The organism is Paenibacillus sp. FSL H8-0048, assembly GCF_038002825.1.
Classification (GTDB): Bacteria; Bacillota; Bacilli; order Paenibacillales; family Paenibacillaceae; genus Paenibacillus_AQ.
In genome coordinates this window covers 5,388,761-5,412,853 of record NZ_JBBODF010000001.1, presented here as the reverse complement: position 1 = coordinate 5,412,853, position 24,093 = coordinate 5,388,761, and the positions used below count along the sequence as shown (strand labels likewise).

General features: G+C 47.1%; 42 protein-coding genes. 2 read left to right on the top strand and 40 right to left on the bottom strand.

The window, feature by feature from the left end; genetic code table 11:
• Positions 1-14: 14 nt before the first annotated feature.
• The 35 genes from rpsI to NSU18_RS23115 all read right to left on the bottom strand — a co-directional run bounded on the left by rpsI (position 15) and on the right by NSU18_RS23115 (position 18,167).
• On the bottom strand, positions 15-407 hold the full coding sequence (rpsI, locus tag NSU18_RS23285) for a 30S ribosomal protein S9 (protein ID WP_036692433.1): 393 nt from the start codon (positions 405-407) through the stop codon (positions 15-17).
• A gap of 20 nt (positions 408-427) precedes the next feature.
• Entirely contained in the window at positions 428-865 is a 438-nt protein-coding gene (gene rplM, locus NSU18_RS23280) for a 50S ribosomal protein L13 (protein WP_036692430.1), read from the bottom strand.
• A 232-nt stretch (positions 866-1,097) separates the two neighbouring features.
• On the bottom strand, positions 1,098-1,877 hold the full coding sequence (gene truA, locus NSU18_RS23275; protein ID WP_341016398.1) for a tRNA pseudouridine(38-40) synthase TruA: 780 nt from the start codon (positions 1,875-1,877) through the stop codon (positions 1,098-1,100).
• A 157-nt stretch (positions 1,878-2,034) separates the two neighbouring features.
• A complete protein-coding gene (rplQ, locus tag NSU18_RS23270; protein WP_019908254.1) occupies positions 2,035-2,400 on the bottom strand; it encodes a 50S ribosomal protein L17 in 366 nt (121 codons plus the stop codon).
• Between the two features lie 42 nt (positions 2,401-2,442).
• Complete coding sequence (locus NSU18_RS23265) at positions 2,443-3,387, bottom strand: DNA-directed RNA polymerase subunit alpha (protein WP_036692422.1); 945 nt, start codon at positions 3,385-3,387, stop codon at positions 2,443-2,445.
• A gap of 131 nt (positions 3,388-3,518) precedes the next feature.
• Positions 3,519-3,914: a 30S ribosomal protein S11 gene (rpsK, locus tag NSU18_RS23260; RefSeq protein ID WP_020427052.1), complete on the bottom strand. Its 396-nt coding sequence runs from the start codon at positions 3,912-3,914 to the stop codon at positions 3,519-3,521.
• A 19-nt stretch (positions 3,915-3,933) separates the two neighbouring features.
• Complete coding sequence (gene rpsM / locus NSU18_RS23255) at positions 3,934-4,302, bottom strand: 30S ribosomal protein S13 (protein ID WP_036721817.1); 369 nt, start codon at positions 4,300-4,302, stop codon at positions 3,934-3,936.
• A 19-nt stretch (positions 4,303-4,321) separates the two neighbouring features.
• Positions 4,322-4,435 carry a 50S ribosomal protein L36 gene (rpmJ, locus tag NSU18_RS23250; RefSeq protein WP_003322638.1) on the bottom strand — a complete coding sequence of 38 codons (114 nt, stop codon included), beginning with the start codon at positions 4,433-4,435 and terminating at the stop codon, positions 4,322-4,324.
• 53 nt (positions 4,436-4,488) lie between these two features.
• Complete coding sequence (gene infA, locus NSU18_RS23245) at positions 4,489-4,704, bottom strand: translation initiation factor IF-1 (protein WP_018753971.1); 216 nt, start codon at positions 4,702-4,704, stop codon at positions 4,489-4,491.
• Between the two features lie 2 nt (positions 4,705-4,706).
• A complete protein-coding gene (locus NSU18_RS23240; RefSeq protein ID WP_341150162.1) occupies positions 4,707-5,015 on the bottom strand; it encodes a KOW domain-containing RNA-binding protein in 309 nt (102 codons plus the stop codon).
• An 11-nt stretch (positions 5,016-5,026) separates the two neighbouring features.
• Positions 5,027-5,779 (bottom strand): type I methionyl aminopeptidase, encoded by a 753-nt coding sequence (map, locus tag NSU18_RS23235; RefSeq protein ID WP_340751509.1) that lies wholly within the window; start codon positions 5,777-5,779, stop codon positions 5,027-5,029.
• A 4-nt stretch (positions 5,780-5,783) separates the two neighbouring features.
• Positions 5,784-6,428 carry an adenylate kinase gene (locus tag NSU18_RS23230; protein WP_341016393.1) on the bottom strand — a complete coding sequence of 215 codons (645 nt, stop codon included), beginning with the start codon at positions 6,426-6,428 and terminating at the stop codon, positions 5,784-5,786.
• Positions 6,429-6,526: 98 nt separating this feature from the next.
• On the bottom strand, positions 6,527-7,825 hold the full coding sequence (gene secY, locus NSU18_RS23225) for a preprotein translocase subunit SecY (protein WP_036721825.1): 1,299 nt from the start codon (positions 7,823-7,825) through the stop codon (positions 6,527-6,529).
• A complete protein-coding gene (gene rplO / locus NSU18_RS23220; protein ID WP_036692409.1) occupies positions 7,825-8,265 on the bottom strand; it encodes a 50S ribosomal protein L15 in 441 nt (146 codons plus the stop codon). Before rplO ends, secY begins: the two co-directional genes overlap by 1 nt.
• A gap of 40 nt (positions 8,266-8,305) precedes the next feature.
• Positions 8,306-8,491 (bottom strand): 50S ribosomal protein L30, encoded by a 186-nt coding sequence (rpmD, locus tag NSU18_RS23215; protein ID WP_019908243.1) that lies wholly within the window; start codon positions 8,489-8,491, stop codon positions 8,306-8,308.
• Between the two features lie 14 nt (positions 8,492-8,505).
• Positions 8,506-9,003 (bottom strand): 30S ribosomal protein S5, encoded by a 498-nt coding sequence (gene rpsE, locus NSU18_RS23210; protein WP_036652980.1) that lies wholly within the window; start codon positions 9,001-9,003, stop codon positions 8,506-8,508.
• Between the two features lie 26 nt (positions 9,004-9,029).
• Positions 9,030-9,398, bottom strand: a complete 369-nt coding sequence (gene rplR, locus NSU18_RS23205; protein ID WP_341016391.1) for a 50S ribosomal protein L18 — start codon at positions 9,396-9,398, stop codon at positions 9,030-9,032.
• A gap of 84 nt (positions 9,399-9,482) precedes the next feature.
• Positions 9,483-10,025 (bottom strand): 50S ribosomal protein L6, encoded by a 543-nt coding sequence (gene rplF / locus NSU18_RS23200; RefSeq protein ID WP_341016390.1) that lies wholly within the window; start codon positions 10,023-10,025, stop codon positions 9,483-9,485.
• 30 nt (positions 10,026-10,055) lie between these two features.
• Entirely contained in the window at positions 10,056-10,454 is a 399-nt protein-coding gene (gene rpsH / locus NSU18_RS23195; RefSeq protein WP_036692403.1) for a 30S ribosomal protein S8, read from the bottom strand.
• Positions 10,455-10,486: 32 nt separating this feature from the next.
• Positions 10,487-10,672 carry a type Z 30S ribosomal protein S14 gene (locus NSU18_RS23190; protein ID WP_036589425.1) on the bottom strand — a complete coding sequence of 62 codons (186 nt, stop codon included), beginning with the start codon at positions 10,670-10,672 and terminating at the stop codon, positions 10,487-10,489.
• A 44-nt stretch (positions 10,673-10,716) separates the two neighbouring features.
• A complete protein-coding gene (rplE, locus tag NSU18_RS23185) occupies positions 10,717-11,259 on the bottom strand; it encodes a 50S ribosomal protein L5 (RefSeq protein WP_209878863.1) in 543 nt (180 codons plus the stop codon).
• 30 nt (positions 11,260-11,289) lie between these two features.
• A complete protein-coding gene (rplX, locus tag NSU18_RS23180) occupies positions 11,290-11,643 on the bottom strand; it encodes a 50S ribosomal protein L24 (protein ID WP_019908235.1) in 354 nt (117 codons plus the stop codon).
• Between the two features lie 55 nt (positions 11,644-11,698).
• On the bottom strand, positions 11,699-12,067 hold the full coding sequence (rplN, locus tag NSU18_RS23175; protein WP_036680556.1) for a 50S ribosomal protein L14: 369 nt from the start codon (positions 12,065-12,067) through the stop codon (positions 11,699-11,701).
• A 40-nt stretch (positions 12,068-12,107) separates the two neighbouring features.
• On the bottom strand, positions 12,108-12,374 hold the full coding sequence (rpsQ, locus tag NSU18_RS23170) for a 30S ribosomal protein S17 (protein ID WP_036692400.1): 267 nt from the start codon (positions 12,372-12,374) through the stop codon (positions 12,108-12,110).
• Positions 12,375-12,417: 43 nt separating this feature from the next.
• Positions 12,418-12,615, bottom strand: a complete 198-nt coding sequence (rpmC, locus tag NSU18_RS23165) for a 50S ribosomal protein L29 (protein WP_019908232.1) — start codon at positions 12,613-12,615, stop codon at positions 12,418-12,420.
• The gene (gene rplP / locus NSU18_RS23160; RefSeq protein WP_020427064.1) at positions 12,605-13,039 is read right to left on the bottom strand and encodes a 50S ribosomal protein L16; all 435 of its coding nucleotides are present in this window, start codon (positions 13,037-13,039) and stop codon (positions 12,605-12,607) included. The genes rpmC and rplP overlap by 11 nt, the downstream gene beginning before the upstream one ends.
• A gap of 2 nt (positions 13,040-13,041) precedes the next feature.
• Positions 13,042-13,707, bottom strand: coding sequence for a 30S ribosomal protein S3 (rpsC, locus tag NSU18_RS23155; RefSeq protein ID WP_341016387.1), 666 nt, complete (start codon positions 13,705-13,707; stop codon positions 13,042-13,044).
• Between the two features lie 13 nt (positions 13,708-13,720).
• Positions 13,721-14,053 (bottom strand): 50S ribosomal protein L22, encoded by a 333-nt coding sequence (gene rplV / locus NSU18_RS23150; RefSeq protein WP_019908228.1) that lies wholly within the window; start codon positions 14,051-14,053, stop codon positions 13,721-13,723.
• A 31-nt stretch (positions 14,054-14,084) separates the two neighbouring features.
• Complete coding sequence (gene rpsS, locus NSU18_RS23145; RefSeq protein ID WP_036692395.1) at positions 14,085-14,363, bottom strand: 30S ribosomal protein S19; 279 nt, start codon at positions 14,361-14,363, stop codon at positions 14,085-14,087.
• A 77-nt stretch (positions 14,364-14,440) separates the two neighbouring features.
• Positions 14,441-15,271, bottom strand: a complete 831-nt coding sequence (gene rplB / locus NSU18_RS23140) for a 50S ribosomal protein L2 (RefSeq protein ID WP_341016385.1) — start codon at positions 15,269-15,271, stop codon at positions 14,441-14,443.
• A 27-nt stretch (positions 15,272-15,298) separates the two neighbouring features.
• Positions 15,299-15,592, bottom strand: coding sequence for a 50S ribosomal protein L23 (rplW, locus tag NSU18_RS23135; RefSeq protein ID WP_019908225.1), 294 nt, complete (start codon positions 15,590-15,592; stop codon positions 15,299-15,301).
• Positions 15,592-16,215, bottom strand: coding sequence for a 50S ribosomal protein L4 (gene rplD, locus NSU18_RS23130; RefSeq protein ID WP_036721837.1), 624 nt, complete (start codon positions 16,213-16,215; stop codon positions 15,592-15,594). Before rplD ends, rplW begins: the two co-directional genes overlap by 1 nt.
• A 25-nt stretch (positions 16,216-16,240) precedes the next feature.
• Positions 16,241-16,864 (bottom strand): 50S ribosomal protein L3, encoded by a 624-nt coding sequence (gene rplC / locus NSU18_RS23125; RefSeq protein ID WP_341016383.1) that lies wholly within the window; start codon positions 16,862-16,864, stop codon positions 16,241-16,243.
• Positions 16,865-16,902: 38 nt separating this feature from the next.
• Complete coding sequence (gene rpsJ, locus NSU18_RS23120) at positions 16,903-17,211, bottom strand: 30S ribosomal protein S10 (RefSeq protein ID WP_017692074.1); 309 nt, start codon at positions 17,209-17,211, stop codon at positions 16,903-16,905.
• A gap of 236 nt (positions 17,212-17,447) precedes the next feature.
• A complete protein-coding gene (locus tag NSU18_RS23115) occupies positions 17,448-18,167 on the bottom strand; it encodes a Crp/Fnr family transcriptional regulator (RefSeq protein WP_341016382.1) in 720 nt (239 codons plus the stop codon).
• 194 nt (positions 18,168-18,361) lie between these two features.
• On the opposite strand from NSU18_RS23115, the gene NSU18_RS23110 reads away from it, so the two are divergent.
• Together NSU18_RS23110 and NSU18_RS23105 are read left to right on the top strand one after the other, a co-directional pair.
• Positions 18,362-18,778 carry a V4R domain-containing protein gene (locus NSU18_RS23110; RefSeq protein ID WP_341150161.1) on the top strand — a complete coding sequence of 139 codons (417 nt, stop codon included), beginning with the start codon at positions 18,362-18,364 and terminating at the stop codon, positions 18,776-18,778.
• Between the two features lie 32 nt (positions 18,779-18,810).
• Positions 18,811-19,152: a cupin domain-containing protein gene (locus tag NSU18_RS23105; protein WP_341016380.1), complete on the top strand. Its 342-nt coding sequence runs from the start codon at positions 18,811-18,813 to the stop codon at positions 19,150-19,152.
• Positions 19,153-19,241: 89 nt separating this feature from the next.
• Here NSU18_RS23105 and tuf read toward each other — a convergent pair whose 3' ends face one another.
• From tuf to NSU18_RS23080, 5 genes are all read right to left on the bottom strand, one after another.
• Positions 19,242-20,432: an elongation factor Tu gene (gene tuf, locus NSU18_RS23100; protein WP_341016379.1), complete on the bottom strand. Its 1,191-nt coding sequence runs from the start codon at positions 20,430-20,432 to the stop codon at positions 19,242-19,244.
• Between the two features lie 108 nt (positions 20,433-20,540).
• Positions 20,541-22,619 (bottom strand): elongation factor G, encoded by a 2,079-nt coding sequence (gene fusA / locus NSU18_RS23095; protein WP_341016378.1) that lies wholly within the window; start codon positions 22,617-22,619, stop codon positions 20,541-20,543.
• A 47-nt stretch (positions 22,620-22,666) separates the two neighbouring features.
• Positions 22,667-23,137, bottom strand: coding sequence for a 30S ribosomal protein S7 (gene rpsG / locus NSU18_RS23090; protein ID WP_020427074.1), 471 nt, complete (start codon positions 23,135-23,137; stop codon positions 22,667-22,669).
• 45 nt (positions 23,138-23,182) lie between these two features.
• A complete protein-coding gene (gene rpsL, locus NSU18_RS23085; protein WP_036721853.1) occupies positions 23,183-23,602 on the bottom strand; it encodes a 30S ribosomal protein S12 in 420 nt (139 codons plus the stop codon).
• A 134-nt stretch (positions 23,603-23,736) separates the two neighbouring features.
• Positions 23,737-23,988, bottom strand: coding sequence for a ribosomal L7Ae/L30e/S12e/Gadd45 family protein (locus tag NSU18_RS23080; RefSeq protein ID WP_036692367.1), 252 nt, complete (start codon positions 23,986-23,988; stop codon positions 23,737-23,739).
• Positions 23,989-24,093: the final 105 nt, after the last annotated feature.

Below are 24,093 nucleotides of genomic sequence, written 5' to 3'. Positions count from 1 at the left end.
ATAACAAGGGAATATTAACGTTTCGAGAACTGTGGAGCGCGACGAGCAGCTTTGAGGCCGTATTTCTTACGTTCCTTCATACGTGGGTCACGTGTCAGGAAGCCGGCTTTCTTCAGCGTACCGCGATATTCAGGGTCAACTTTGAGCAATGCACGGGAGATCCCGTGGCGGATTGCGCCAGCTTGACCAGAAATGCCGCCACCATGTGCAAGCACGATTACATCGTAGCTGCCCAGAGTTTCAGTCAGGTTCAAAGGTTGTCTTACGATCATTTTCAGTGTTTCAACACCGAAATATTCGTCCATCTCACGTTTGTTAATGACAATGCGTCCTTCACCCGGTACAAGGCGAACACGTGCTACCGAATGTTTACGACGACCTGTCCCATAGTATTGTACTTGTGCCATGAAACTGTCCTCCTTTATTCTTATCCGCGAAGTTCGTAAACTTCAGGTTTTTGTGCTGCATGTGGATGTTCAGCGCCTGCATATACTTTGAGTCTCAGCTTCATGTGATTACCTTGACGAGTCTTAGGAATCATGCCATGAACTGCGAATTCAATCATACGCTCAGGTTTGGTCTTGATCAGGTCTTCTGCAACAGTAACCTTCAAGCCGCCTGGGTGCATCGAGTGACGGTAGTATTTCTTGTTTTGCATTTTCTTACCTGTGAGGTGAATCTTCTCAGCGTTGATAACAATTACGAAATCACCAGTATCAACGTGTGGAGTGAATTGCGGTTTGTGTTTGCCGCGGATTAGGGCAGCGGCTTCGCTTGCCAAACGGCCAAGTGTTTTGCCTTCGGCATCAATGATGTGCCAATTGCGTTCAACTTCGTTCGGCTTCGCCATGTAGGTGGTACGCATGAATGTTTCCTCCTTGTTCTCGTACGAAAATCATCTGTTTCGTATATCTTGTTTCGCGATTGAATTACAATTTAGTGAGTTGAAAAAACTTATTTGTTGGCATTTTCTTGATCGGGGCTGTGGGATAGCCATCAAGAAAACACAACTTTTATATTACAGTATAAACATGACAAGCGCAAGCGATTTTTAAACATTCAGTACTAATTTTTATAAAAAATATAGTACCGGCCATTTAATCCTCCATCTCGTCATATTCCACACTCCAGAGTGCCAGCCCCTTAGACACAGCCGTAGGTCCGGCCGCTGCACGATCACAAGCCGCAAGTATTAAAGGCATTCTATCTGCGCTGATTTTCCCTTGGCCCACCTGCATCAGCGTCCCCATAATAATGCGTACCATATGCTGCAAAAAGCCGCTGCCTGTAATATAGGTATGGATCACTCCCTGGTCAGAAGAGCCCGGGCGGCACATGCTGCGGTCTACTTCAAGATAAGCCTCATAAATGGTCCGCACATGTGAAGTCTTAGTGGACTTCCTGGAGGCAAACGAGGTGTAATCATGGGTACCCAGCAGCGCGCTTAGCCCCATCTCCATCGCAGGAACATTCAGCTTCATCGGATGATGATGCTGCCAGCGCCGCTGGAACGGGTCCGGGAACCGGTTGCCGTTAATCGTGTACCGGTAGGTTTTACGCTTCGCCCCTCTACGGGAGTGGAACGAGAGCGGAACCTCAGCGGCCTCTGTAACCACGATGTCCTGCGGCAGCCTGGCATTCAGAGCCAGACACCAGCGTTCCAGCGGAATCTGGGAGGAGGTTATGAAGTTAAAAGGTTGGCCATAAGCGTGCACCCCCGCATCAGTCCGTCCTGAGCCCGTGATTTTGAGCGTCTCACCGGTCAGATGCTGAATTGCATGCTCCAGCTTGTCCTGAATCGTATTGCCCTGAGGCTGGGTCTGAAAGCCATCATAGTGGGTGCCGTCATAATTGACTTTCATCAATAGATTGCGCATTTCATTCTCCTCTTTCAAAAAAAAGAGCCCCGGCGGGAGCTCCTTCTACTCTATACAAGGTGATTCCCGCGGTTATTTGCACGGCAGGGTAATATGCCCTGCAGTACAATAACGTTAAATACGTAAAGCGTACATCCGGAAATCATAGCTTGTGAAACTACGCGCGGTCTACCAGTTCAAGATAAACCATAGGCGCAGCATCGCCACGGCGAGGTCCCAGCTTCAGGATACGAGTGTATCCGCCTGGACGCTCTGTGTAACGTGGAGCAATGTCAGAGAACAATTTTTGGATTGCATCTTGTTCACCATCTACAGTCTCACGACGAACAAATGCAGCTACTTGACGGCGAGCATGAAGATCGCCCTTTTTCGCTTTAGTGATCAGTTTCTCAGCGATGGAACGAACTTCCTTCGCTTTGGCTTCTGTTGTCTGAATACGTTCGTATAGGAACAGATCCGTTACCATATCGCGGAACAAAGCTTTACGCGCGCTGGAATCACGGCCCAATTTTTGGTATGCCATTTGTTTTCCCTCCTTCACTCAAGTCTCAAGAACTCCTGAGTCCTATTCTTCTGTACGAAGTCCCAAACCAAGTTCCTCAAGCTTCTCTTGAACCTCTTCCAAAGATTTGCGGCCCAAGTTACGAACCTTCATCATATCTTCTTCAGTTTTCGTAGTCAGCTCTTGCACGGTATTAATACCGGCACGTTTGAGGCAGTTGTAGGAACGGACAGAAAGATCAAGCTCCTCGATCGTCATCTCAAGTACTTTTTCTTTTTTGTCTTCTTCTTTTTCAACCATAATTTCGGCGTCTTTCGCTTCATCCGTAAGACCTACGAACAGAACGAGGTGCTCGTTCAAAATTTTGGCTCCAAGGCTAACGGCTTCTTCCGGTCGGATACTGCCATCTGTCCAAATTTCCAGCGTCAACTTGTCGTAGTTAGTCACTTGACCAACACGGGTATTATCAATACCGTAATTCACACGTGAAATAGGAGTGTAGATAGAGTCAACTGGAATTACACCAATTGGCTGATCGTCGCGTTTGTTCCGGTCCGCTTGGACGTAGCCGCGACCACGGCCTGCAAAAATGCGCATGTGCAGTCTCGCGCCAGGTCCCAGCGTTGCAATATGAAGATCCGGGTTCAGGATCTCAACATCGCTGTCCGCACGGATATCACCCGCGGTAACGATGCCTTCTCCTTCAGCATCAATCTCGAACACTTTCTCTTCATCCGAATGAATCTTCAGAGAAAGAGCTTTAAGGTTCAGGATGATTTCCGTCACATCTTCCATTACGCCGGGAACGGTCGAGAACTCATGCAGAACGCCGTCAATTTGGACCGAAGTCACTGCGGCTCCCGGAAGGGAGGAAAGCAGGATCCGGCGAAGCGAGTTCCCCAGAGTCGTGCCATATCCACGTTCCAGCGGTTCAACTACGAATTTCCCATAGGTCCCATCATCATTGGCTTCTACGGTCTCAATCTTCGGCTTTTCGATTTCTATCACGAGTGTACCCCTCCTTCAAACGTCGCTCCTATATGAAACAGTCACCCCATCAGGTGTATCATGTAGTATGCCTAAACACCTATTATTAGCAGATGCGTCAGAATTATACCACAATCACAATTCTGATTATACTAAACGCGGCGACGCTTCGGCGGACGGCATCCATTGTGAGGAACTGGAGTAACGTCTTTAATGAGGTTTACTTCAAGACCAGCGGCCTGAAGGGAACGGATGGCTGCTTCGCGGCCCGCGCCCGGTCCTTTAACCATAACTTCAACGGACTTCATGCCGTGTTCCATAGCTGCCTTAGCAGCTGTTTCGGCTGCCATTTGCGCTGCAAATGGAGTCGATTTACGGGAACCTTTGAATCCTTGACCGCCGGAGCTTGCCCAGGAAATTGCATTTCCGTGGGGATCCGTGATCGTAACGATAGTGTTATTGAACGTGGAACGGATATGTGCCACGCCAGACTCGATATTTTTCCGGTCGCGACGTTTCGTACGTACGACTTTTTTCGGTTTAGCCATTGTCTCTTATCACCTCTTCTTATTTCTTTTTGTTTGCTACAGTACGACGCGGGCCTTTACGGGTACGAGCATTGGTTTTGGTACGTTGACCGCGAACAGGCAATCCACGACGGTGACGAACACCGCGGTAACAGCCGATCTCAGTAAGACGCTTAATATTCAAGGAAATTTCACGACGAAGGTCACCTTCAACCTTAACCTCTTTGTCGATCGTTTCACGCAGTTTGCTGACTTCATCTTCCGTCAAATCACGGACACGTGTGTTAACGTCAATGCCTGTTTCATTAAGAATTTTCTGGGAAGTCGTTTTACCGATTCCGAAAATATAAGTCAAGGCGATCTCAACGCGCTTATCACGTGGCAAATCCACTCCAGCTATACGAGCCATTTTACGCTACACCCCCTTCTTAACCTTGTTTTTGTTTGTGTTTCGGATTTTCGCAAATTACCATAACAGTCCCTTTGCGGCGGATGACTTTGCATTTTTCGCAAATGGGCTTTACAGAAGGTCTTACCTTCATGTTAATTACCTCCTCAAAGTTTTGCGAAGCAAAACTTTTGTTGTAGTTCCCATCTATTTACGGTAAGTTATACGGCCTTTTGATAAATCATAAGGCGATAACTGCACGACCACTTTGTCTCCGGTTAGGATACGGATAAAGTGCATCCGCAATTTCCCGGACACATGGGCAAGTATTTGATGACCGTTTTCAAGCTCAACCTTAAAAGTTGCGTTAGGCAACGGCTCAATGACCGTTCCTTCTACCTCAATGACGTCTTCCTTAGCCACAGTCAGTCTCCTTTCTCATTAGCACTTTGTCCAGCGGGCAGGCCATACTTCATCACTGCAAACCGCAGCTTTCCGTTGGTGACCCGGCCGGTTTCTTCCAAACTGTCTACAATCTCACTGCTGATGAAGGGTATGAGCTCCAAGTGCTGAATATTCTTCTTCTTTGGGCTGTCAAACTTACGTTTGTCCCCATCAGCAATATATACAAATCTGCTATCTACAACTGCGATAACAACGGCAGCCTCTCCGGCATCCTTGCCTTTGAGAATTCTCACGATTTGACCAACCTGCGGGCTGCTCCCAGTATTCACGTGAAGATCACCTACGCATTCAGTTTTGTGAAAATCTCCATGCCGTCCGGTGTAACTGCTACTGTATGCTCGAAGTGAGCGCACAGTGAACCGTCTACCGTAACGACCGTCCAGTTATCATCCAGTGTTCTGACATAACGTTCTCCAGCGTTAACCATCGGCTCAATGGCGAGTACCATACCCGGCTTCAAACGTGGTCCGCGGTCCGCTATGCCATAGTTCGGAATTTGCGGTTCTTCATGCAGTTCTGCCCCAATGCCATGACCAACATACTCGCGGACAACGGAGAACCCGGCGTCTTCAATGTATGCTTGAATTGCATGGGAGATTGTAAACAAGCGCACATCCGGTTTGACTAACGCCAGTCCAGCGTAGAGAGAGCCCTCCGTGACATCCAGCAGACGCTGAGCCTCTTCGGAAATGCTGCCCACCCCGTAGGTCCAGGCGGAATCACCATGATAACCACGGTACTCTGCACCGATATCCAGCGTAACGATGTCGCCTTCTACCAGTTTGCGTTTCCCTGGAAATCCGTGCACTAATTGTTCGTTGACTGAAGCGCAAATGCTGGCAGGAAAACCGTTGTAGCCTTTGAAAGACGGCACAGCACCCTGACTGCGGATGTACCCATCGGCGATTCTGTCGAGCTCACCGGTAGTAATGCCTGGCTGGATAGCTTCAGCAATAAGACGGTGACTCTCGGCAACAATTCGACCAGCTTCCCTCATAAAGACAAGTTCCTGTTCGGATTTGCAAATGATCATTACATTAACCCCGCAGCATAGAGACGATTTCAGAAGAAACGACATTGATTTCGTTTTCTCCGTTTACCTGACGCACAAGACCTTTATCGTCATAAAATGCAAGCAGCGGCGCTGTCTTGTTATCATACTCATCCAGACGCTTGCCTACACTTTCTTCGTTGTCATCCGGACGCTGATACAATTCTCCGCCATCAATGTCGCAGATGCCATCTTGCTTCGGCGGGTTGAAAATTAAATGGTAGGATGTTCCGCATACCGAGCAGATCCGGCGTCCGGTAAGACGCGCCATCAGCAGTCCGCGGTCCACATTCAAGTTAACAACGTGATCTAGTGAAGTTCCAAGCCGGCTGAGGATTTCTCCCAGCGCTTCCGCTTGCGAAAGGGTTCTTGGAAAGCCATCCAATAAAAAACCTTTTTCGCAATCGGACTGCTGCAGCCGTTCTTCGACGATTCCAATAGTCACATCATCCGGTACAAGCAAACCTTGATCGATGTAAGATTTAGCCTTCAGCCCGATCGGCGTTCCCTGCTTGATTGCCAAGCGGAAAGCATCACCGGTCGAAATATGCGGAATACCAAGTTCTTTAACAACCACTGCGGCTTGTGTTCCCTTGCCTGCCCCAGGAGGGCCCATGAATAAAATGTTCACGATTCTCTTCTCCCCCCAAAAGTTCGCCACCAAGCAAGAAACAGCACAATAGGTACCGGGAAGTTTAAAACATTAGGTACTTCACCGGAACCTATCGCCTATTTATTGATGAAGCCTTTGTAATGGCGTTTGATCAATTGGCTCTCGATCTGCTTCATGGTATCCAGTGCAACACCGATAACGATCAGCAGTGCCGTACCACCAATCTGCACTTGCTTCGGTAACCCGGATAACGATCCAAATAATACTGGCAGTACAGAGATTAATGACAGGAACAGCGCACCGGACATCGTCAGACGCGACATTACTCTAGTCAGGTATTTCTCAGTAGCCTTACCTGGACGTATACCTGGAATGTATCCGCCATTCTTTTTCATATTGTCAGCCATTTGCTGCGGGTTCATCTGGACGAACGTATAGAAGAACGTAAATCCGATGATCATGACTACATACAGCAGCATGCCGAGCGGCTTGGTATGATCCAGATTGGCCGAGACCCATTTAGCCCAAGCATGGGTGGACCAGAAGCTCGATAAAACGACCGGGAATTGAAGCAGCGAAACGGCGAAGATAACAGGAATTACACCAGCCGCATTAATTTTAAGCGGAATGTGCGTATTCTGTCCACCGTACATTTTGTTACCGACTACGCGTTTGGCATATTGTACAGGGATTTTACGGATACCTTGTTGAACAAAGATCACCCCGACAATAATCGCAACAACCACGATCAGTACAATAACGACTTTAAGAATATTCAGGAACATCTGACCCGGCTGGATAAAGCTTGATTGCGCCGTAGTGGTGATATATCCCGGAAAGGCGGCGACGATTCCCGCAAAAATCAGGATCGAAATCCCGTTTCCTATACCCTTTTCAGTGATCTGCTCACCTAACCACATCAAGAACGATGTACCCGCCGTCAATATGATCGCAATAAGCAGGTAATCCGCAAAGGTTGCATTTGGAATCATCTCAGTGCCATAAATCCGGTTAAACCCGATAGATGTGGCAAACGCTTGAATCAAACCTAGCACTACTGTGCCGTAACGCGTAATTTGCGCCAGCTGCTTTTTCCCGTGTTCCCCTTGCTTAGCCCATTCGGCAAACTTAGGAACAACATCCATCGAAAGCAATTGAACGATGATGGATGCTGTAATATACGGGTAAATGCTGATCGCAAAAATCGAGAAGTTTTTGAGCGCTCCGCCCGAGAAGGTGTTCAAAAGACCCATCAAAGCGTCTCCGCCCTGATTTGTTGATTCCAGTACTTCTTTGTTCACACCGGGAACCGGTACAAACGAACCGATGCGGTAAATGATCAGAACGAACAGGGTAAACAGGATCTTTTTGCGCAAATCTTCAACATGCCATATATTCTTAAGCGTCTTGAACATTAGATCACCTCGGTTTTACCGCCGGCAGCTTCGATTTTCTCTACCGCAGATTGAGAGAACTTATTTGCTTTGACAGTCAATTTAACAGCCAGTTCACCGTTGCCGAGAATCTTGATGCCGCTCTTAGTGTTGCTGACAACACCAGTTTCAAGCAAAAGCTCAGGAGTTACTTCTGTTCCTTCTGCAAAGCTATTCAGATCTTCCAGGTTCACAATCGCGTACTCTTTACGGGTAGGATTGACGAAACCACGTTTAGGCAGACGACGATAGAGTGGGTTTTGTCCACCCTCGAAGCCTGGACGTACACCACCGCCGGAACGGGAGTTTTGACCTTTATGACCACGGCCCGAAGTTTTACCGTTACCGCTACTTGGTCCACGACCAACGCGGTTGCGTTCTTTCCGTGATCCAGGAGCTGGAGCAAGTTCATGTAACTTCATCGTTTGCACCTCCTTATGTTTGTTAATTTATTCGAGGCTATTAGCCTTCAATTTCAGTAACGGACAGCAAGTGGCTCACTTTGTTGATCATTCCGCGAATTGCAGGAGTGTCGTTGTGAACCACGGACGAGTTGGTTTTGCGCAGGCCGAGCGTCTTAACAGTAACACGTTGTGTTTCTGGACGTCCAATTACACTGCGTACGAGGGTAATTTGCAATTTAGCCATTGACGTTCCCCTCCTTAACCGCGTAATTCTTCGACAGATTTGCCGCGAAGCTTCGCGACCTCTTCAATGCGCTTCAGACGGGAAAGACCCTCTAAAGTAGCATTGACCATATTCATGGAATTCGAAGAACCCAAAGATTTTGTCAAGATATCGCCAACGCCTGCCAATTCAAGCACCGCACGAACCGGTCCACCAGCGATAACGCCGGTACCTTCGGATGCTGGTTTCAGCAGAACGCGTCCTGCGCCGAAATGTCCAGTAACCAGGTGAGGAATCGATGTTCCTACGATTGGAATGTGGATCAGGTTTTTCTTGGCGTCTTCAATGCCTTTACGGATGGCATCCGGAACTTCGCCGGCTTTACCGATACCAGCACCAACGTAGCCGTTGCCGTCGCCCACAACAACAAGTGCACTAAAGCTGAAACGGCGTCCGCCTTTTACAACTTTTGCAACACGGTTGATGTGTACAACTCTTTCTGTCAGTTCTAAACTGTTCGGATCTACACGCAAGTCGTTAACCTCCTTTTAGAAATATTCTAGAATTCAAGACCAGCTTCGCGAGCTGCGCTAGCCAGAGCCTGAATCCGTCCATGGTACAAGTATCCACCGCGGTCAAATACAACCACTGCATGACCCTTTTCTTTAGCGCGCTCAGCGATCAATTGACCTACTTTGCTTGCAGCTTCAACGCTGCCGCCATTTCCGATTGTAGCACTCAATTCCTTATCAAGTGTGGAGGCAGATACGATAGTAACGCCGTTCACATCATCAATCAGTTGAGCGTAGATGTGTTTCGCAGAACGGAACACATTCAAACGTGGACGCTCAGTAGTACCCTGGATCTTCTTACGAACACGCAGGTGTCTTTTGAGACGTGCCTTGTTTTTATCCTCTTTTGTAATCATGACTTCCCTTTCACTCCCTTCAGTTTGCCGTAAACAGCTTCACTTTAAGATGCACGGGGTATCTTACAATTAAGGTAGAGCTGGTTATTTCTTCTTACCAGCTTTACCTTCCTTGCGGATGATACGCTCGCCTTCATATTTGATACCTTTACCTTTGTATGGCTCAGGTTCACGTACGGAACGGATTTTGGCAGCGTAAGCGCCAACGCGTTCTTTGTCAATCCCTTTAACGATGATCTTCGTGTTCGCAGGAACATCGAACTCGATACCCGCTTCCGGTGTAATTTCAACCGGGTGGGAGTAACCAACGTTCAATACGATTTTATCTCCGGATTTGCTTGCACGATATCCGACCCCAACCAGTTCCAGAGATTTCGAGAAACCTTCAGTCACACCACTCACCATGTTGTTGACAACGGAGCGGGTTGTGCCGTGAAGTGAACGATGCAATTTGTTGTCCGACGGGCGAACAACAGTGATTTCGTTATTTTCAACTGTAATCTTCATGTCTTTATGAAGCTCACGAGTCAAAGTGCCTTTAGGACCTTTTACTGTAATAACGGTGTTGTCCAAAGTGACATCTACACCGCTAGGTACTGCGATTGGTTTGCGACCAATACGAGACATGTGTTGCACCTCCTTATCTTGTGACGTTTATTACCAAATGTAGCAGACAACTTCTCCGCCGGATTTAGATTGACGAGCTTCTTTGTCGGTCATAACTCCCTTAGATGTGGAGATAATCGCGATTCCAAGGCCACCGAGTACACGAGGAACTTCATTGCTCTTCGTGTATACGCGAAGACCTGGTTTACTGATTCTTTTCAGACCAGTGATAACACGTTCCTGGCTTGGGCCGTATTTCAGGAAAATACGGATAATCCCTTGTTTGCTATCTTCAACGAATTCAGCATCACGGATGAAGCCCTCACGCTTCAAGATGTCCGCGATTTGTTTTTTCATAGTAGAAGCAGGCATTTCTACTGTCTCGTGACGCACAGTGTTGGCGTTACGAATACGAGTAAGCATATCTGCAATAGGATCAGACATAGTCATGTGTGTAAACCTCCTTCCCGTTTATAAACTTCTTACCAACTTGCTTTTTTCACGCCAGGGATCTGGCCTTTATAAGCTAATTCACGGAAACAAATTCTGCAAATTTTGAACTTTTGCAGTACCGAATGTGGACGACCGCAACGCTCGCAACGTGTATATGCACGTACTTTGAACTTAGGCTCGCGTTGTTGTTTAACTTTCATTGAAGTCTTTGCCACTTAGCCTGACACCTCCTAAACATTTTCGGAGAAATGGATGATTCTTATTTTGTGAAAGGCATTCCCAGCTGATTCAGCAGCTCACGGGATTCCTCGTCCGTCTTAGCAGTCGTTACAATAACGATGTCCATACCGCGAACCTTATCCACTTTGTCATACTCAATTTCAGGGAAGATCAATTGTTCTTTAAGACCCAGTGTGTAGTTACCGCGGCCATCGAAGGCTTTGCTGGAAACACCACGGAAGTCACGAACGCGTGGAAGCGTTACGTTGATCAATTTATCCAGGAAGTAATACATACGCTCGCCGCGCAGTGTTACTTTAACCCCGATCGGCATATTTTCGCGCAGTTTGAAACCGGCGATGGATTTCTTTGCTTTGGTGATAACCGGCTTTTGACCAGAAATCAGTTGCATATCGTTAACTGCAGCGTCAAGTACTTTGGAGTTTTGAACAGCGTCACCTACACCCATGTTGATGACGATCTTCTCGATCTTAGGCACTTGCATAACTGTTGTGTAGTTAAACTTCTGCATCAAAGATGGTGTGATTTCATTCAGATAACGTTCTTTCATTCTTGCTGCCATGAAGATTTACCTCCTTTCATTAGGACTGTATTAGTCGATAATCTCTCCGGATCTTTTTGCTACCCGAACCTTCTTACCGTTATCTAGTACTTTATAGCCGATGCGCGTAACTTTCCCGCTCTTCGGATCAATGTGCATTACGTTGGACACATGGATCGAAGCTTCCTGCTCGATGATTCCGCCTTGCGGATTCAACTGGTTAGGCTTCTGGTGTTTCTTCACCATGTTCACGCCTTCTACCAGGACGCGGTTTTCACGAGGATAAGCAGCGATGACACGGCCTTTTTTACCTTTGTCTTTCCCGCTGATCACAAGCACCACATCATCTTTTTTCACGTGCAGTTTATTGTTATGGGATTCCAGAACTTTTTTAACTCTAGGCATTGATTACACCTCCTATAACTACCTTTTCAAGTACAACCGAGTATCACTCGGATTTTTAGATTACTTCCGGTGCCAAGGAAACGATCTTCATGTAGTCCTTGTCGCGAAGTTCGCGAGCAACTGGTCCGAAGATACGTGTTCCGCGCGGGCTTCTGTCGTCTTTAACAACAACAGCTGCATTTTCGTCGAATGCGATGTAAGATCCATCTTTACGGCGTACCGAACGTTTTGTACGAACAACTACCGCTCTAACAACATCACCTTTTTTGACAACGCCGCCTGGTGTTGCTTGTTTAACGGAACAAACGATCAGATCGCCGATTGCTGCTGTACGGCGTCCAGTACCACCCAGTACGCGGATACACATCAGTTCCTTCGCACCAGAGTTGTCAGCCACATGCAAACGTGTAAATGGTTGAATCATTATTTTTTTCCTCCTTCCGGAAAGGGATTTGCTTCATGTCTTAGATGATTACCGCTTTTTCAACCACTTCAACCAGTCTCCAGCGTTTGTCCTTCGACAATGGACGTGTTTCCATGACTTTCACGACATCACCAATTTTAGCTACATTCTCTTCATCATGTGCCTTGAATTTCTTCGTGGACTTGATGCGTTTGTGATACAGATTGTGCTTTTTATAGGTTTCAACAGCAATTACGATGGTTTTATCCATTTTGTCGCTGACTACTTTACCGATCAGCACTTTACGTGCATTACGTTCTTCGCTCATAATTAGCCTCCTTCCTGATTACGGATTATGCATCCGCCGTCACTTAACTAATCCCAAGTACTCTTTGATGGATAACGGTTTTAGCACGAGCTATTTCCTTACGCACATCACGAATCCGAGTCGGGTTATCCAGTTGGCCTGTTGCCAATTGGAAACGGAGATTGAAAAGTTCTTCCTTGAAACCGGCGATTTTCTGTTCAATCTCAGCAGTGGTTAAGTTGCGAAGTTCATTAGCTTTCATTTGCTTCACCACCCAATTCTTCACGTTTCACAAACTTAGTCTTTACAGGCAGCTTGTGAGCGGCAAGACGCATCGCTTCACGAGCGATTTCTTCCGACACGCCTCCGAGTTCGAACATAATCTTACCCGGTTTAACTACAGCTACCCATTTCTCAACGTTACCTTTACCACTACCCATACGAACCTCGAGAGGCTTCTGAGTGATTGGCTTATCCGGGAAAATCTTGATCCAAACCTGACCGCCACGTTTGATGTAACGTGTCATTGCGATACGTGCAGCTTCGATCTGACGGTTAGTGATCCAAGATGGCTCCAGTGCCTGCAAACCGAATTCCCCGAAGTTAAGTTCGGTTCCGCCTTTTGCCATACCCTTCATGTGACCGCGTTGTTGCTTGCGGTGTTTAACGCGCTTTGGTACCAACATGATTAGTTGCCTCCTTCCTGAGCAGCTTGTTTCTTAGCTGGGGGAAGAACTTCTCCACGATAAATCCATACTTTTACGCCGATACGGCCGTAAGTTGTATGTGCTTCAGCTGTTCCGTAATCGATATCAGCACGAAGCGTATGAAGTGGAACTGTTCCTTCGCTATAACCTTCTGAACGGGCAATCTCAGCGCCGCCAAGACGTCCGCCAACCTGAGTTTTAATACCCTTTGCGCCGGAACGCATAGTTCTTTGAATCGCTTGTTTCAGAGCACGACGGAACGATACGCGACGTTCCAGCTGTTGTGCAATGCTTTCAGCAACAAGAATAGCATCCAGTTCAGGGTGTTTGATTTCATTGATGTTGATGTGCACTTTCTTACCGCCGGCGATAGCTGTAACTGCGCTGCGAAGTACTTCTACTTCTGCTCCGCCTTTACCAATTACCATACCTGGCTTGGCAGTGTGAATTGTAACGTTCACTCGGCTTGCCGCTCTTTCGATCTCGATGCGGGAAACAGAGGAATCTTTCAACTTGCCTTTAAGGTATTCCCGGATTTTGACGTCTTCCATTAAAAGAGTACCGAAATCTTTGCCTGCATACCATTTTGATTCCCAATCGCGAATAATACCGACTCGGAGTCCGACTGGATTTACCTTTTGACCCACGTGTTATCCCTCCTTATTTCTCAGATACCACCAAAGTAATGTGGCTGGTACGTTTATTGATCCGGCTTGCGCGGCCCATGGCGCGCGGACGGAAACGTTTCATTGTAGGACCCTGGTTAACGAAAACTTCGCTTACGAATAAGCTGTTCACGTCCATAGAGTAGTTATGCTCAGCGTTCGCAATCGCCGAGTTCAGTAGCTTCTCAACAACCGGAGAAGCGGACTTCGGAGTGTGGCGAAGAATTGCAATTGCTTCCCCCACTTGCTTGCCGCGAATCAAGTCAACAACCAGTTTCGCTTTACGAGCGGAAATCCGCACCGATCTTGCATGTGCTTTTGCTTCCATTGTTTTCCCTCCTCTCAAACGAAGACGTTAATTATCTTCTGGTTTTCTTATCGTCACCCGCGTGGCCTTTGTAAGTACGTGTTGGCGCGAACTCGCCCAACTTGTGACCTACCATATCTTCTGTTACGTATACAGGCACGTGTTTGCGGCCGTCATATACACCAAACGTATGTCCGATAAACTGAGGGAAAATGGTTGAGCGACGGGACCAGGTTTTTACTACGACTTTCTTGTCTGTCTCGTTCAAATCCTCAACTTTTTTCAGCAGGTAGCCATCGATGAACGGCCCCTTCTTTAAACTGCGACCCATGTGTGAATCCTCCCTTCATCCGGTTCTTCAAAACCGCGAATCGACGCTTCGCGCTTAATTAACTTGCCTGAAGCGTCTTATTTTGTGCGGCGACGAACGATATATTTATCAGATGCTTTGTTTTTCTTACGCGTTTTGTAGCCGAGGGTTGGTTTGCCCCAAGGTGACATTGGCGATTTCCGTCCGATTGGAGCGCGGCCTTCACCACCACCGTGCGGGTGATCGTTAGGGTTCATGACAACACCGCGTACTTCAGGACGACGTCCGAGCCAGCGGCTGCGTCCGGCTTTACCAATCTTGATCAGCTCGTGATCTCCGTTACCTACGGCTCCGATAGTCGCACGGCAAACGCTGAGGATTCTGCGAACCTCACCAGAGTTCAATCGAACAGATACGTATTTATCTTCTTTACCCAGCAACTGAGCTTCAGTACCGGCAGCACGAACCAATTGTCCGCCTTTGCCTGGTTTCAACTCGATATTGTGGATAACTGTACCTACCGGGATGTTGATCAACGGAAGGCTGTTACCAATTTTGATATCCGCAGTAGGACCGGACTCAACTTTGTCCCCAACTTTAAGGCCTTTAGGAGCGATGATATAACGTTTCTCTCCATCAGCATAGTGGATCAAAGCAATATTGGAAGTACGGTTCGGGTCATACTCGATTGTAGCAACGCTACCTGGTATGCCGTCTTTAGTCCGTTTGAAGTCGATGATACGGTATTTACGTTTGTGTCCGCCGCCATGGTGACGAACCGTAATTTTACCTTGGTTGTTGCGTCCGGCATGCTTGAACAGCGGGGACAGCAACGATTTCTCTGGCTGGTTTGTTGTGATTTCTTCAAACGTAGACACAGACATGTTGCGTCTTGCCGGAGAGGTCGGTTTGTACTTTTTGATTGGCACTATAGTTTCCTCCTTACTTTAAGAGTATTATTCTACCGCTTCAAAGAACTCAAGCGGCTTGCTGTCCGGGCTAAGCTTCACGATGGCTTTTTTCCACTCCGGAGTATAACCGGAATATTTGCCGTAACGTTTCAGTTTACCAGGTACGCGCATTGTGTTCACACTAACGACTTTTACTTTAAAAATAGCCTCGACAGCTTTTTTGATTTCGGTCTTGTTAGCACGGATATCCACTTCAAAAGCGTACTTCAGTTCGCTCATGTATTCGGATGTGCGTTCCGTAATCACTGGACGCTTAATTATATCACGAGGATCTTTCATTACGCGAACACCTCCTCTACCTTCAGAACTGCTTCTTTAGTGATGATCAGTTTGTCGTACGTCAGTACGTCAAGAACATTGATGCCGTCAGCCGCTACGAATTTCACCCCAGGGATGTTACGAGCGGAAAGTGCTACATTGTCATCATAGCTAGGAGCTACGATCAGGGCTTTGCTGCCCACTTTAAGATTGTTCAGAATCGCTGCGAATTCTTTCGTCTTCGGAGCATTCAGAGTCAAGCTATCCAATACGATAATGTCATTCTCAAGTACTTTTGAGGACAACGCGGATTTGATGGCCAACCGGCGAACCTTCTTAGGCAATTTCCAGGAATAGCTGCGTGGTGTTGGTCCGAAGACTACGCCGCCGCCTTTCCATTGTGGAGAACGAATGGAGCCTTGACGAGCACGACCTGTACCTTTTTGTTTCCAAGGCTTACGTCCGCCGCCACGTACTTCAGAGCGTCCTTTTACTTTGTGTGTACCGCGACGAAGGGAAGCTCTTTGCATAAGTGCAGCTTCATGCAGCACATGTACATTCGGTTCGATACCGAAAACTGAATCACTCAGTTCAACTTCGCCAACTTCGTTACCACTAGTATTGAAAAGTGTTACTTTTGGCATTTCATGTTCCTCCTTTCTTCAGTAATTATTTCTTAACGGTTTCTTTAACTTTCACGAAGCTGTTTTTAGGGCCCGGAATAGCGCCTTTAACCAGCAGTACATTACGTTCTACGTCAACCCGGATGATTTCAAGCTTTTGAACCGTTACGGTTGTGTGACCCATATGTCCTGGCAGGCGTTTGCCCTTAGGAACACGGTTAGCCTGGATGGAACCCATCGAGCCCGGTCTTCTGTGGTAGCGCGATCCGTGTGCCATTGGTCCGCGGCTTTGTCCCCAGCGTTTGATGTTACCCTGGAAGCCTTTACCCTTCGAAGTACCTGTTACGTCAACAAACTCGCCTTCAGCGAAGATGTCAGCCTTAAGCTCTTGTCCAACCTCGAGTGACCCGAGGTCAACACCGCGAATTTCGCGAACGTAGCGCTTAGGTGTTGCATTTGCCTTTTTGGCGTGACCCTGTTCAGGCTTGTTAGAGCGACTTTCCTTTTTATCGGAAAAACCTAACTGCACTGCTTCATATCCGTCGATATTCAGGTCTTTCTTTTGCAGTACCACACAAGGTCCAGCTTCGATAACAGAAACCGCGATTACGTTACCTTCTGGAGTAAACACTTGAGTCATACCGAGTTTTTTTCCTAAGATACCTTTCAATGTTGACACCTCTTTTCTTTTCCTGGTTACTTAATGAATTACAATTTGATTTCGATATCTACACCGGACGGTAGATCCAAGCGCATCAAGGCATCCACAGTTTGTGGTGTTGGGTTCACAATATCGATCAAACGTTTGTGAGTCCGTTGCTCAAACTGTTCACGGGAATCCTTGTACTTGTGTACCGCACGGAGAATGGTAATGATTTGCTTCTCAGTTGGCAGCGGAATCGGCCCGGATACACCAGCACCCGAACGTTTTGCTGTTTCAACGATTTTCTCTGCGGATTGATCAAGAATTCTGTGGTCGTATGCTTTCAAGCGAATACGAATTTTTTGCTTTGCCATTTTAGTCCCTCCTTCTATCGCCCAATTTATTATCGGACATACTCCGCGAAAATTTTCTGACGTCGACCTCATGGCAAAGGGGCCGGGTGTGTCAGTAACCTCTCACATCATCGCAACGTCTCAGAACAACATTTATTATTATATCTAATAGGCGGCTATATTGCAAGAGCCTTTGCAAAACAAATCACCTTTTCCAGAAAAAAAGTTAAAAAACTAAAGGTTTTATCTGAAAATTATTAATTACTGATTTCAGCGAGCTGAATTAGAGCCTCCATCTCCAGAATATTCACAGTTCTTTTATGCATAGCAATGATCTTCAGCGCTTCCAGCTTGTTCAGCTTACGGCTTAGGGTCTCGGCAGTAGTGCCGATCATCGCTGCCACTTCTTTTTGCGCCGAAGGGAGATCAACCGAGTATCTCAAGTCTTGCATGGTCACTGCTGGCTCTGGCAGATTTCTCGTATACAAGTAGACCAGAAGCCGGGCTAACCGTTTTTCCACTTCCAACATATGTAGCGCCCCTGCTGTTTCTTCCGCCAGATGCAACTGCTCACTGACTGACATCAGAAAACTAAACGCCAGGCCCGCATTCTGCTCCAGCAGGGGAATGAAATCCTTCCGGTGCATCCGGCAGACCACTCCGCTCTCTATAATCTCTGCCGTTACATCATTATTTTTATTATGAAGCAGGGCAAACTGCCCGAAATAATCTCCCGGGAAAAGAAAGCGGACAATGTGCTGCTTGCCTTCTTTACTGTTCTTCGTCAGTTTGATAAGACCGCTCTTCACTACGTACAAGGCTTCAGACGGCTCTCCTTCTCTGCAGACCTGGCTGCCCTTTTTATATGAATGAGATTCTGTGATTGATTCTATGATAACCAATTCTTCATCAGATAAGCTCCTGAATACCGGAACCTGGCGCACACAGGCATGAGAGCTGCACGTATTACAATCCATACATCATTCCTCCTTTACTGTCGCTTATCCCACCATATCAATGATCGAAGCCCTACCGGGTGACTGGACGCACAGATTTTCATTAAACTTGATCTATATCAAGGATTAACGTACCGGCTGGCTATACAATAAGTTCATAGAGAGAAAAGGAGTTGATGGGCTTGCAGCAATACACTTTTGAGGATATGCGCCAGATGGATAGAACAACTCTGGGCAACATGGTACCCCTTGAACTATTCCGGACGATCCGTCTAATTGGAATGAACCAGGGATTGCCGTTAGGCGGAAAGGGAACGACTGTTACCATTGGCAGAAAGATCGGCGAGAGCCTGCCTGTCCATTCCGTGGAAGAGCTGCTGCAGATCTTTGAGGAGCTTAAAATCGGGATTACACGTATAGTTCATTCCGATGAACGCAGAATTAATATTGCTGTTGACGATTGTTTCTGCAAAGGACTGCCTTCCCTTGAAGATGAAAAAATGGTCTGTGATCTGCAGGGAGCCATCATTGAAGGTGCGCTGTGCCGGATTCTCGGCCGCAAGGTTTCAGTTAAAGAGATCAAATGTAATGTCACCGGTCATGAGCATTGCGAGTATGAAGTTAAGCTTTAAATAATACAATATAATGAAAGCAGGGATTTATAATGGAAAAGAAAACATTAGCTGAGGCAGTACAGTATCAGGAGGAGCGCTTTACCAAAAAGATCATTTTCCAAAAAGGGGATAGTGTTGTATTCGTGCTCAACTTCATGCCTGGGCAGAAGCTACCTCTTCATAAACACCCCGGAGCAGATGTATATATCCTCGCCTTACACGGAGACGGTGCAATCCATGTTAATGAGGAAGAGTTCTCCTTCATCCAAGGAGAGACTATCTACATTGCCGGTGACGAGTCCTTCGCTTATACAAATAATAGTTCTTCCCCTTCTAGCCTATATGTCGTACTGTCCAAGCTGCCTAGTGCGGAGTATGCGAAAGAAATCTAATTCATAAACTTTATCATAACAAAACAGGCCCCCTTCTAATGAAGGGGGCCTGACTTATATTCAGTCTATCCTAATGGATATAGCCTGAATTACTTCTGGATGGAAGCTACGGAACCGGCACCAACTGTACGTCCGCCTTCGCGAATGGAGAATTTAGTACCTTCTTCAATAGCGATTGGGGAGATCAGTTGAACAGTTACGGTGATGTTGTCACCAGGCATAACCATTTCAGTACCTTCTGGCAGGTTGATGATGCCAGTTACGTCTGTTGTACGGAAGTAGAACTGTGGACGGTAACCAGTGAAGAATGGTTTGTGACGTCCGCCTTCTTCTTTTGTCAGAACGTAGATCTGAGCAGTGAACTCAGTGTGCGGGTTAACGGAGTTTGGCTTAGCCAATACTTGACCGCGCTCGATGTTGTTACGGTCTACACCACGCAGCAGTGCGCCGATGTTGTCGCCCGCTTGTGCGGAATCGAGCAATTTACGGAACATTTCTACGCCGGTAACAACGGATTTTTTCTTCTCTTCGTGAATACCAACGATTTCGATTTCTTCTCCGACTTTAACTGTTCCGCGTTCTACGCGACCAGTTGCCACAGTACCGCGGCCAGTGATGGAGAATACATCTTCGACAGGCATCAAGAAAGGCTTGTCAGTCTGACGTTCTGGAAGCGGGATGTATGTGTCGATCGTTTCGAACATTTCAACGATCTTCTGTGCATACTCGCCATCAGGGTTCTGCAGAGCTTCACGAGCTGAACCGCGAACGATTGGAGTGTCATCGCCTGGGAAGTCGTATTCGCTAAGCAGATCGCGAACTTCCATTTCAACCAATTCAAGCAACTCTTCGTCCTCAACCATGTCGCATTTGTTCAGGAATACAACGATGTAAGGAACGCCTACTTGACGGGACAGCAGGATGTGCTCGCGAGTCTGTGGCATAGGGCCGTCAGCTGCGGATACAACCAGGATCGCTCCGTCCATTTGCGCTGCGCCAGTGATCATGTTTTTAACATAGTCGGCGTGTCCAGGGCAGTCTACGTGAGCGTAGTGACGGTTAGGAGTTTCATATTCAACGTGAGCGGTGGAGATAGTGATACCGCGTTCGCGTTCTTCAGGAGCCTTATCGATTTGGTCGAATGCTACAGCAGCACCACCGTATTTTTTGGACAATACAGTTGTGATTGCAGCAGTCAGAGTTGTTTTACCATGGTCGACGTGACCAATAGTACCAATGTTAACGTGCGGTTTGTTACGTTCAAACTTTGCCTTTGCCATTTGAACAGTTCCTCCTTATTGTGGGGTCCATATATTTGAGCCGTCCGCCTATTTGCAATTCTAAGGTGACTTAAGTGTTATACCCGGACGGCAAGTTAAAAATTAAGCTTATTCTCCGCCTTTGTTCTTGGCTACGATTTCTTCAGCAATGGATTTAGGCACTTCTTCATAGTGAGAAAGTTCCATTGAGAATACGCCGCGTCCCTGAGTACCGGAACGGAGTGTTGTGGAGTATCCGAACATTTCGGAAAGAGGCACCTTTGCACGGATAATCTGCGCACCACCACGGGAATCCATACCTTCGATCCGACCGCGACGGGAGTTCAGCATACCCATTACATCGCCCATGTATTCCTCAGGAACAGTTACTTCCACTTTCATGATTGGCTCAAGCAGGACAGGCTTACACTTGTCTTTAGCTGCTTTGAGTGCCATCGAGCCGGCAATTTTGAATGCCATTTCGTTGGAGTCAACATCATGATAGGAACCATCTACGATGGTAGCTTTAACGTCTACAAGCGGGAAGCCTGCAATAACGCCGTTTTTCATTTGCTCTTCAATACCGGCAAGTGCAGGAGCGATGTATTCTCTAGGTACAGAACCACCGACAACTTTACTTTCGAACTGGCTGCCAGTACCCGGTTCGAGAGGTTCAAACTCAACCCACACGTGACCATACTGACCGCGACCGCCGGATTGGCGAACGAATTTACCTTCAACGCGTGCTGGTGCTTTGAATGTCTCACGGTAAGCAACCTGTGGTTTACCCACGTTGGTTTCTACCTTGAATTCGCGGCGCATACGGTCGATGATAATATCCAGGTGAAGCTCACCCATACCTGCCAGGATCGTTTGGCCTGTTTCTTCATCAGTATGAGCACGAAGAGTAGGATCCTCTTCAGTCAACTTTCCGAGAGCAACACCCAATTTATCTTGGTCAGCTTTGGTTTTTGGTTCAACTGCGATTTCGATAACCGGATCAGGGAAGTTCATGGACTCCAGGATAACCGGATGTTTCTCATCACAGAGTGTATCGCCTGTACTTGTATCTTTCAGACCAACGGCTGCCGCGATATCACCAGCGTATACGATGGAGATTTCTTGGCGGCTGTTCGCATGCATCTGCAGAATACGGCCGATACGCTCACGCTTGTTCTTAGTAGCGTTAACTACATAAGAACCGGATTCCAGGATACCGGAGTATACACGGAAGAACGTGAGTTTACCCACATAAGGGTCTGTCATGATTTTAAATGCCAGTGCAGCAAATGGTTCTTCGTCCGAAGAGTGACGAACCGCTTCTGTACCGTCCTCCAGATGACCTTGAATAGCCGGTACATCCAGTGGGGATGGCAAGTAATCAACAACAGCATCCATCATGAGCTGAACGCCTTTGTTACGGTAGGAGGATCCGACAATTACAGGGAAGACCTTAACTTCACATACGCCTTTGCGCAGTGCAGCTTTGATCTCGGCCACAGTGATTTCTTCGCCTTCCAGATACTTCATAGTCAGATCTTCGTCAAGTTCTGCAACCTTCTCAATCAGTTCAGTACGCAGAGTCTCAACTTGCTCCAAGAATTCAGCAGGAATATCAGTAACTTCGATGTTCTGACCCAGGTCATCCTTGAAGATGTGAGCTTTCTGCTCAACAAGGTCAATGATTCCTGTGAAGTCGTTCTCGGCACCAATCGGCAATTGAATGGCAACTGCATTGGCTTGCAGGCGGTCACGCATGCTGTCGATAACGTTCAGGAAGTCTGCACCGATGATATCCATTTTGTTCACATATGCGATCCGGGGAACGCCGTAACGGTCAGCCTGTCTCCATACGGTTTCGGACTGAGGCTCAACGCCCTCTTTCGCACTAAATACACCAACTGCCCCATCCAATACACGAAGGGAACGTTCAACTTCAACAGTGAAGTCAACGTGCCCTGGGGTATCAATGATATTGATGCGGTGACCCTTCCAAGCAGCGGTTGTAGCAGCGGAAGTAATCGTGATTCCGCGCTCTTGCTCCTGTTCCATCCAGTCCATTGTAGCAGCACCCTCGTGAACTTCACCGATTTTGTGCGTACGGCCTGTGTAGAAAAGAATCCGCTCTGTGGTAGTAGTCTTACCAGCATCAATATGTGCCATGATCCCGATATTACGTGTATTTTTTAAGGAGAACTCTCTTGACATGAAATGGATCTCCTTCCAAAATAGAAGTTATTTGAACGACTGCAATCCTACCAGCGGTAGTGAGCAAACGCTTTGTTCGCTTCAGCCATTTTGTGTGTATCTTCACGTTTCTTAACGGAAGCGCCTGTGTTGTTGGAAGCATCGATAATCTCAGCCGCCAAACGCTCTTCCATAGTCTTCTCACCACGGTTGCGTGAGTAGTTTACAAGCCAACGTAATCCCAAAGCAGTACGTCTTTCAGGTTTAACCTCAATAGGTACTTGGTAGTTAGCACCGCCGACACGACGAGCTTTAACTTCCAATACAGGCATGATATTCTTGATGGCTGCTTCGAAAACTTCCATCGGCTCTTTACCTGTACGTTCTTGAATCAACTTGAACGAATTGTACAAAATGCTTTGAGCGACACCTCTTTTACCACCCAGCATAATACGGTTGATCAAACGAGTAACCAACTTGCTATTATACAATGGATCTGGCAATACATCTCTTTTAGTAACTGGACCTTTGCGTGGCATGGATATCCCCCTTTCTTATATGGTTATTATTCTGATAAGCTCATCTTATTTCTTGACTTTAGGACGTTTCGCACCGTACTTGGAGCGAGCCTGCATCCGGTTAGCAACACCTGCAGTATCCAGTGCACCACGAACGATGTGGTAACGAACTCCTGCAAGGTCCTTAACTTTACCTCCGCGCAGCAATACTACACTGTGCTCTTGAAGGTTATGTCCGATCCCCGGAATATAAGCAGTCACCTCAAGACGGTTCGTCAGACGAACACGGGCATACTTACGAAGTGCTGAGTTCGGTTTACGTGGAGTCATTGTGCCTACACGAGTGCATACACCGCGTTTCTGCGGAGCGCTCAAATTTGTAGCCTCACGCTTGAGGGCGTTGAACCCTTTTTGAAGAGCGGGAGATTTGGATTTTTCGATTTTGGCTTGACGGCCTTTACGAACCAATTGATTGATAGTTGGCATGTTGTGCCACCCCCTTCCTGAAATGATAGTCAATTTACAAACATTAAGTCCACAGACCCAGGTGGTTCATAAAAAGACAAATGAAAAGTCCTTGCTGCCGAAGTGTACCCCGGTACAAAAACGTTCTCTTGCTGCTATTGTTTTAAGACGGCTGCCATCGCAGCACCAACTTCTATACCGCAGGCCTTGCCCAAATTCAGCATTGTGTCCACATACGTGACCTTCACACCTTGTTTGTTGCAAAGCATTACAATTCTGGAAGTAAGCCGTTGATCTCCGTCCTCTGCCACATAGACTTCTGCGGCTTGGCCCAACTCCACCGCCTTGACGGTTTGCTTGGAACCGATCTTGACCTGAGCATCCTGTAACCCTCTGTCATCAGTCATGAAAACCATTACCTCCACTGAATAAGAATGACAAGACTACTCACGCACCTTAGACATATTAGCATCCTCAGCACATGATGTCAAGAAAAACGACAATAAATTTAT

Coding starts and splice junctions, on each gene's coding strand:
- rplR (WP_341016391.1), bottom strand. CDS start 9,398: ATGATTACAAAAGAGGATAAAAACAAGGCACGTCTCAAAAGACACCTG.
- rplF (WP_341016390.1), bottom strand. CDS start 10,025: ATGTCTCGTATTGGTCGCAAACCAATCGCAGTACCTAGCGGTGTAGAT.
- NSU18_RS23105 (WP_341016380.1), top strand. CDS start 18,811: ATGGAAAAGAAAACATTAGCTGAGGCAGTACAGTATCAGGAGGAGCGC.
- NSU18_RS23110 (WP_341150161.1), top strand. CDS start 18,362: ATGGATAGAACAACTCTGGGCAACATGGTACCCCTTGAACTATTCCGG.
- rpmD (WP_019908243.1), bottom strand. CDS start 8,491: ATGGCTAAATTGCAAATTACCCTCGTACGCAGTGTAATTGGACGTCCA.
- rplD (WP_036721837.1), bottom strand. CDS start 16,215: ATGCCAAAAGTAACACTTTTCAATACTAGTGGTAACGAAGTTGGCGAA.
- rplQ (WP_019908254.1), bottom strand. CDS start 2,400: ATGGCATACCAAAAATTGGGCCGTGATTCCAGCGCGCGTAAAGCTTTG.
- rplE (WP_209878863.1), bottom strand. CDS start 11,259: ATGGCAGCAAGAATGAAAGAACGTTATCTGAATGAAATCACACCATCT.
- rplN (WP_036680556.1), bottom strand. CDS start 12,067: ATGATTCAACCATTTACACGTTTGCATGTGGCTGACAACTCTGGTGCG.
- rplP (WP_020427064.1), bottom strand. CDS start 13,039: ATGTTGGTACCAAAGCGCGTTAAACACCGCAAGCAACAACGCGGTCAC.
- truA (WP_341016398.1), bottom strand. CDS start 1,877: ATGCGCAATCTATTGATGAAAGTCAATTATGACGGCACCCACTATGAT.
- rpmC (WP_019908232.1), bottom strand. CDS start 12,615: ATGAAAGCTAATGAACTTCGCAACTTAACCACTGCTGAGATTGAACAG.
- fusA (WP_341016378.1), bottom strand. CDS start 22,619: ATGTCAAGAGAGTTCTCCTTAAAAAATACACGTAATATCGGGATCATG.
- tuf (WP_341016379.1), bottom strand. CDS start 20,432: ATGGCAAAGGCAAAGTTTGAACGTAACAAACCGCACGTTAACATTGGT.
- rpsI (WP_036692433.1), bottom strand. CDS start 407: ATGGCACAAGTACAATACTATGGGACAGGTCGTCGTAAACATTCGGTA.
- rplX (WP_019908235.1), bottom strand. CDS start 11,643: ATGCCTAGAGTTAAAAAAGTTCTGGAATCCCATAACAATAAACTGCAC.
- rpsG (WP_020427074.1), bottom strand. CDS start 23,137: ATGCCACGCAAAGGTCCAGTTACTAAAAGAGATGTATTGCCAGATCCA.
- rpsJ (WP_017692074.1), bottom strand. CDS start 17,211: ATGGCAAAGCAAAAAATTCGTATTCGCTTGAAAGCATACGACCACAGA.
- NSU18_RS23115 (WP_341016382.1), bottom strand. CDS start 18,167: ATGGATTGTAATACGTGCAGCTCTCATGCCTGTGTGCGCCAGGTTCCG.
- rpmJ (WP_003322638.1), bottom strand. CDS start 4,435: ATGAAGGTAAGACCTTCTGTAAAGCCCATTTGCGAAAAATGCAAAGTC.
- rpsL (WP_036721853.1), bottom strand. CDS start 23,602: ATGCCAACTATCAATCAATTGGTTCGTAAAGGCCGTCAAGCCAAAATC.
- rpsH (WP_036692403.1), bottom strand. CDS start 10,454: ATGACTATGTCTGATCCTATTGCAGATATGCTTACTCGTATTCGTAAC.
- rpsS (WP_036692395.1), bottom strand. CDS start 14,363: ATGGGTCGCAGTTTAAAGAAGGGGCCGTTCATCGATGGCTACCTGCTG.
- rplV (WP_019908228.1), bottom strand. CDS start 14,053: ATGGAAGCAAAAGCACATGCAAGATCGGTGCGGATTTCCGCTCGTAAA.
- rplM (WP_036692430.1), bottom strand. CDS start 865: ATGCGTACCACCTACATGGCGAAGCCGAACGAAGTTGAACGCAATTGG.
- rpsQ (WP_036692400.1), bottom strand. CDS start 12,374: ATGAGCGAAGAACGTAATGCACGTAAAGTGCTGATCGGTAAAGTAGTC.
- rplO (WP_036692409.1), bottom strand. CDS start 8,265: ATGAAGTTACATGAACTTGCTCCAGCTCCTGGATCACGGAAAGAACGC.
- map (WP_340751509.1), bottom strand. CDS start 5,779: ATGATCATTTGCAAATCCGAACAGGAACTTGTCTTTATGAGGGAAGCT.
- rpsM (WP_036721817.1), bottom strand. CDS start 4,302: ATGGCTCGTATAGCTGGAGTGGATTTGCCACGTGATAAGCGCGTTGAG.
- NSU18_RS23080 (WP_036692367.1), bottom strand. CDS start 23,988: ATGACTGATGACAGAGGGTTACAGGATGCTCAGGTCAAGATCGGTTCC.
- rpsK (WP_020427052.1), bottom strand. CDS start 3,914: ATGGCTAAACCGAAAAAAGTCGTACGTACGAAACGTCGCGACCGGAAA.
- rplW (WP_019908225.1), bottom strand. CDS start 15,592: ATGAAAGATCCTCGTGATATAATTAAGCGTCCAGTGATTACGGAACGC.
- secY (WP_036721825.1), bottom strand. CDS start 7,825: ATGTTCAAGACGCTTAAGAATATATGGCATGTTGAAGATTTGCGCAAA.